We start from the raw sequence: 6,047 nt of genomic DNA, 5'->3' as shown, positions 1-6,047 counted from the left end.
GAAATCGAGATATTTTCCGATCGACGCTCGCCCTTCGCGAACGCTGTCATAGGCCTTGAGATAGACCTCCTCATATTTCACCGACCGCCAGAGACGCTCGACGAAGACGTTGTCGCGCCAGGCGCCCTTGCCATCCATGCTGATCCTGATCTCCCGGTCGAGGAGGACCTTGGTGAAGTCATGGCTGGTGAACTGGCTGCCCTGATCGGAGTTGAAGATCTCGGGCTTGCCGTATGTCGCCAGCGCCTCCTCGAGGGCTTCAATGCAAAAGGCCGCATCCATGGTGATCGACAGCCGCCAGCTCAGTACCTTGCGCGTGAACCAGTCGACGACAGCAACCAGGTAGCAGAAGCCGCGGGCCATCGGGATATAGGTCAGGTCCGTCGCCCAGACCTGGTTGGGCCGCGTCACCGCCAGCTTGCCCAGCAAATACGGATAGATCTTGTGCCCGTCGCCCGGCTTCGAAGTGCGCGGCTTGCGGTAGAGCGCCTCGATACCCATGCGCTTCATCAAGGTGCGCACATGCAGGCGACCCGTCTCATAGCCTTCGCGCTTCAAAAGCTTCTGCAACATGCGGCTGCCCGCGAACGGGTAATCCAGATGCAATTCGTCGATGCGCCGCATCAGCTTCAGGTCTGCCGCCGATGTCGGCTTGGGTAGGGAGTAGACGCTGCCGCGGCTGATCCCCAGTTCGGCCGCCTGCTTGGCAATCGGCAGTTCATGTTCCCGGTCGATCATCGTCTTGCGCTCCCCGACCAGCCGGCCTTGCCGAGCGCCGAGCCTAAAAAATCATTGGCCAGCGTCAGCTCTCCGATCTTGGCATGGAGGGCCTTTATGTCCACCGTCGGCTCCGATTTCTCCGCCGCGCCAAACACGTTCGAGGCCCCTTCCAGAAGCTGCTTTCTCCAATCCGTGATCTGGTTCGCATGCACATCATATTGCTGCGCCAGCTCGGCCAGCGTCTTTTCTCCCTTGATCGCCGCAAGCGCAACTTTCGCCTTGAAAGCCGGGCTGTGGTTCCGGCGTGGTCGTCTGCTCATTCGTGATTCTCCTGTTCCGGCACTCATGCCGATCTCAGGCAGAAATTCCACTTATCACCCTGTCCAATTTTGCCGAGCCACCTCTGATATCGGCGTTACAAACGTCCTCTCATATCAAATCGTCAGGCTAGTCTCTGAGGGCAAGCTGTCCCTCATCCTTCAGGATTTCGAGCCCGAGCCGACACCGGTCCATATCGTTCACCGCCGGCAGGCGCTCTTGCCATTGAAACTGCGCCTCTTCGTCGATTTCGCGGCTTCGCGTTTGCGAAAGTCTCTGGACGACGACCTCGCACTACTGAGCTAAGGTCGCTGAAGTCGCACGCGGCAAAGATCGACGGTACGCGAGGCAAACCCCGCCCATGTCGCGCGAGAATATGTAGAATTTGCATTTGGCGCTACCGCCAGCCTGCAGCCAACCCAATATCAACGGTTATGTGAGATCTAACGATATTTGCAAATGAACATCGATAGATGCGAATCTAAATCAATGGTTGCAAACTGCCGTGCTGTCAGGCCAAGTTCACCCCAGCTCAACGGCAAAGTCGCGCGCTTCAATCGCTCCGACGAAAACGAGTTCTACCAGCTTCTCACCTATAATGGCGACGTCGATCTCGAGAAAACGCTCCAGGATTGGGGCGTTGCTACAACTTTGCACGCCCACACAGAACCTTCAAAGGTTATACACTTTACGGGGCCCTAGGTGCCCGGCTAGGATCGAAATGCTACGTGTCCCGGCAGGCCGATAACGCTACATGGCAGACAGAGAAAGGCGGACGAGAGCCCATGGACGATTGCGGCAACCCACATGCAAAGGGCGTCTTTTCGTTTGGCCCTTTCTGTTTGATTACGACCGAGCGACTGCTGCAGAAAGGGGACGAGCGGGTCCAGATAGGCGGCCGCGCGCTCGATATCCTCATAATGCTTGTCGAACGGGCAGGCGAAGTCATCAGTCATACGGATTTGATTTCGCGTGTGTGGCCGGACATAACCGTCGAGGAGGCCAACCTTCGCGTAAATATCGCCGGCCTTCGGAAAGCACTTGGCGATGGTCGAGACGGCGCCCGCTATATCGCTAACGTGCCGGGCCGCGGCTATTGCTTTGTAGCGCCCGTCCAGAGCTGGGCGCAAGGCGGGGTGTCTTCGGCTGCCATGGTTGGGCCGGTCAGGATCCAGACTCTGCCCGTGCGATTGGAGCGGATGATTGGCCGCGACGAAACCGTCAAAACGGTGGTTGCTGAGGTGGCTTCCCGGCGGTTCGTCAGCATCGTTGGGCCCGGCGGTGTCGGCAAGACAACGGTGGCGCTCGCGGTCGCGCACGCGATGGCGAGCGATTTCGGCGACGCAGTCTGCTTCGCAGACCTCAGCGCTCTCCACGATGGAGCGCTCGTTGTTCCAGCCATCGCGTCGTCGGTTGGATGCATCAGTCAGACGCAAGACTCGTTGCCGCGACTGTCGGCGTTCCTTGCTGACAAGCGAATCCTTCTAGTTCTCGACAGCTGCGAGCACGTTATGGAGTCCGTCGCTTTGATGACAGAGCGTCTCTTCCGCGACGGGGCGTTCGTACACATTGTGACGACGACGCGCGAAGCGCTGCGGGTCGAGGGCGAGAACATCCATATGCTTCAATCTCTCGACAGCCCGCGAAGCGAGGTCGGCCTGACAGTGGTCGAGGCGCTGGCCTCTTCTGCTGTGCAGCTCTTTATGGATCGAGCAGCGGCAGGCGGATACCGGCACGAACTTTCCGACGAGGAGGCACCGATCATAGCGGGCATTTGCCGCCAACTCGACGGGATTCCCCTTGCCATCGAAGTTGTGGCCAGCCGGGCGGGCGCATATGGCCTCACCGGGTTGGCGCGGTTGATCAACGATCGCCTGATACTCCATTGGCGGGGACGGCGCAGCCATCTTCGACATCAGACGCTCCAGGTGGCGCTCGACTGGAGCTACAATTTGTTGTCGGAGCCAGAGCAGGCGATTTTTAGCACGCTTTCCGTGTTTGTTGGGGCGTTCACCTTGGAGATGGCGCAAGCCGTCATTGACGAGCCGGATGTGCTTGAAGTCGCAAATGTGATCGCACGTTTGGTCGAAAAGTCGCTTGTCTCTGTTTCTCAGACTGGAGATGCGAGGTCGTACCGACTTCTTGATACGACCCGAGCCTATGCGGCGTTCAAGCTGGTACGGCGGGGAGAGGAGAATGTAATCGCGAGACGACATGCCCTCTACTATGCGGAGCGCCTCGCGCCCATACGATCCAATATCTTGCGGGACCGAAATCTCTCCTCTTACTCACGTCACGTAGGTGACATCAAAGCAGCACTCGAGTGGAGCTTTTCGACGTCGGGCGATGCGTCGGTCGGCGTGGCATTAGGTGCAGGGGCAGTGCCTCTGTTCCTCGGGCTGTCGATGCTGAGCGAGTGTCGGTTCTGGTGCGAGCAGACGATACGTGCATTGGGCGAGGAAGACCGCGGAACGAAGCTCGAGCTGGCTTTGCAACTATCATTGGCAATATCGTCGATCTATGTCCTCGGTAACAGCGACGAGGTCGGAACGGCGCTGGAGCGCGGGATCACCCTTGCCGATTCGTTGGGAGATTCCGAGTACCAATTGCACTTGCTGGCAGGCCTCAATCTCTTTCGGACTCGCCTTGCAGATTTTGGCGGCGCGCTGGCGGCGGCAGAACGCTACGTTGCTGTGGCCAAGGAAGTCGGCCGGCCGAGAGAGATTGTGGCGGCCGAGTGGATGCTGGGTGCGAGCTACCATCTGATAGGAAATCAGGCCGCGGCGCGGCACAGTTATAAAATCGGGTTCGAGCGTGCAGTGGCTGCCGGTATAAGCCAGATGCACTCCTATGGTTACGATCACCAGGTGAGGGCATTGATTGGCGACGCGCGTGCATTGTGGCTCTGCGGCTTCCCTGACCAGGCGGCCCGACGTGCACATCAAGGCATTGAGGTGGCAGAAAGACAGAACCACCCTGTCTCACTTTGCATCTGCCTTCTCTATGTCATACCGGTGTTTCTGTGGAGGGGAGATCAGCTGATCGCAGAGGACCTCATCGAACGGCTCATCGCTTGTGCTGGCAAGCACTCGCTCGCGCCGTACCATGCTGGCGGCCTGGGCTTGCGAGGCGAACTTATGCTCGCGAGAGGGAGGACAATGCTTGGAGTCGAGGCCCTGCGTACCGCGCTGTCTACCCTGCAAGAGGAGCGGCAATATATCCTCTCATTCGCATTTTCTCGGGCTCTGGCCGAGGGTCTCGCTCGAAGCGGACACCCGGCTGAAGCGACCACCATCATCGATGCGCTCGTGGCCGACGCTACGCGCGGCTCTGGGACGTTCGAACTGCCGAACTTGCTCCGAGTCCAGGCGGAGGTGCAGTTGGCAGCGGCGCCGGCGAATTGGCCGGCGGCCGAGGCTTCGCTTATAGGTTCGCTTGACTGCGCCCGTGAGCAGTCCGCGCTCGGCTGGGAACTACGCTCAGCAATCGCGTTGTGTCGCTTGTGGGTGGATCATGGGCGCGTAGACGAAGGACATCATGGGCTCGCGCAGGTTTATGAGCGATTTAGCGAGGGGTTTGATACCGCCGACCTAACTGAGGCGAGGCGGTGGCTTCGTGCACCCGGCGTCCGGTCTTCGCATGATTGATCTTTTTTGCCTCTGTCACCGGCTTCTTACAGTTGATTAGCGCCCGTCCACAAACGGTAAACTGCTGAAATTGCGGGAGGAATCGCAACATTTCCACGGACAAAGGCCCGCGGCTCCAGGTACATTTTAGCATCAAGCGACTGATTCCAAAGACAAACCCGTAGCCGCCGGAGCTGACAATGCGCCAAGAACGCACCGTCCAGGCAAACATACCCTATGCGCGTATGACCACACATCAGCCCTTGCGGCGGTGATCTGCACGATTCGGGCCGTCGCGGCTGCCACGCGGCACGGCTCGAGCGGGCACACGATCCTTGTACATCCGGAAAAAGCAGGCGTTTGTGGACGGCACTAATTGGGCAGCGCCGATCGTGCGCACTGGCGTGGTGAAACTGACGGCATTGGTCGTCGTGCTCTCCGGCAGGACCGGAATGATCAGCGTGCCACTGCCGGCAGGCTGATGAGCGGATCATCACTCATCTGGCTGATGGTCTCAAGGGTCATATAGCGGGCCCGCAGCACGGCCCATCATCATTCTGTTCAGGGAGCAAGGCGCCGACGAGGCGGACTATGGCGCCGTCATTGGGGAAGATGCCAACGACCTCGGTGCGCCGCTTGGTCTCGCCGTTGAGCCGCTCGATCGGGTTTATGGAGTGGAGCTTGGCTCGGTGCTCCTTGGGGAAGCTCATCTAGGCGAGCACGTCGTGCTCAGCCTCGTCCATGATGGCGGCGAGCTTCGGCACCTTCGGCCGGATCTGGTCGGCGACGGCGCGCGACTGCAGGCTTGCCGCTTCGGCCGTCTCCTGGGCGAAGGCGGTGGCGATGAAGGTGATGAAGGCCGAGACGACGCGGCGGCCGCTCTTGCCGGCGTGGGGCGAGCACGTTGCGGGCGAAATGAACCCTGCAGCGTTGCCAGGTGGCGCACAGAACCTTGGAAACCGCCGCCTTGATGCCTTTGTGGGCATCGGAGACGACCAGCTTGACGCCGCGCAGGCCGCGCCGCGTCAGCTTGTGCAGGAACTCGGTCCAGATCGGCTCGGCCTCCGACGTGCCGACCTCCATGCCGAGCACCTCGCGGCGGCCGTCCGCGTTGACGCCGACGGCAATGATGACAGCGACCGAGACGATGCGCCCGCCGCGGCGCACCTTCAGATAGGTGGGTGGAGTAGGCGATGCGCGCCTTGCCGCCTTTCGACGGCAGGTTTCACATCGCCTCTCGCCGAACCGGACGTGCGTCTTTCGTTACGCATCCGGCTCTCCAGAAGACATGGCAAAGTCAGGCGTTCCCATCCACGCTAGGCGGTACCGGCCAACGGGTGTCCAGCCAAGTAGGTGTTGCTCAACAGGGCCGTCACGCCAGAG

General features: G+C 60.1%; 2 protein-coding genes and 2 pseudogenes. 2 read left to right on the top strand and 2 right to left on the bottom strand.

Annotation, left to right across the window (positions count from 1 at the left end):
* Positions 1 to 1,040, bottom strand: a protein-coding gene (locus G6N73_RS34340) for an IS3 family transposase (RefSeq protein ID WP_165034339.1) whose coding sequence is annotated in 2 segments (ribosomal slippage) — positions 1 to 782 and positions 782 to 1,040 — 1,041 coding nt annotated over the 2 segments. Because the reading frame shifts where the segments join, the coding sequence is not laid out codon by codon here. This gene is flagged as partial in the annotation.
* Between the two features lie 520 nt (positions 1,041 to 1,560).
* On the opposite strand from G6N73_RS34340, the pseudogene G6N73_RS37730 reads away from it, so the two are divergent.
* Together G6N73_RS37730 and G6N73_RS34335 are read left to right on the top strand one after the other, a co-directional pair.
* Positions 1,561 to 1,751, top strand: a pseudogene (locus tag G6N73_RS37730) (integrase core domain-containing protein); the annotation flags it as partial.
* Positions 1,752 to 1,823: 72 nt separating this feature from the next.
* The gene (locus G6N73_RS34335) at positions 1,824 to 4,685 is read left to right on the top strand and encodes an ATP-binding protein (RefSeq protein ID WP_165034338.1); all 2,862 of its coding nucleotides are present in this window, start codon (positions 1,824 to 1,826) and stop codon (positions 4,683 to 4,685) included.
* A 435-nt stretch (positions 4,686 to 5,120) separates the two neighbouring features.
* On the opposite strand, the pseudogene G6N73_RS34330 reads toward G6N73_RS34335, so the two are convergent.
* Positions 5,121 to 5,843 (bottom strand): annotated as a pseudogene (locus G6N73_RS34330) (IS256 family transposase); the annotation flags it as partial.
* Between the last annotated feature and the right edge of the window lie 204 nt (positions 5,844 to 6,047).

Source organism: Allomesorhizobium camelthorni, from assembly GCF_011045125.1.
Taxonomy (GTDB): Bacteria; Pseudomonadota; Alphaproteobacteria; order Rhizobiales; family Rhizobiaceae; genus Allomesorhizobium; species Allomesorhizobium camelthorni.
The sequence above is the reverse complement of the archived record's forward strand: the minus strand, read 5'-3'. Positions and strand labels throughout refer to the sequence as shown.

What these genes read in the sequence shown, in the direction of transcription:
- G6N73_RS34335 (WP_165034338.1), top strand. Translation starts at nt 1,824, where the DNA reads ATGGACGATTGCGGCAACCCACATGCAAAGGGCGTCTTTTCGTTTGGC.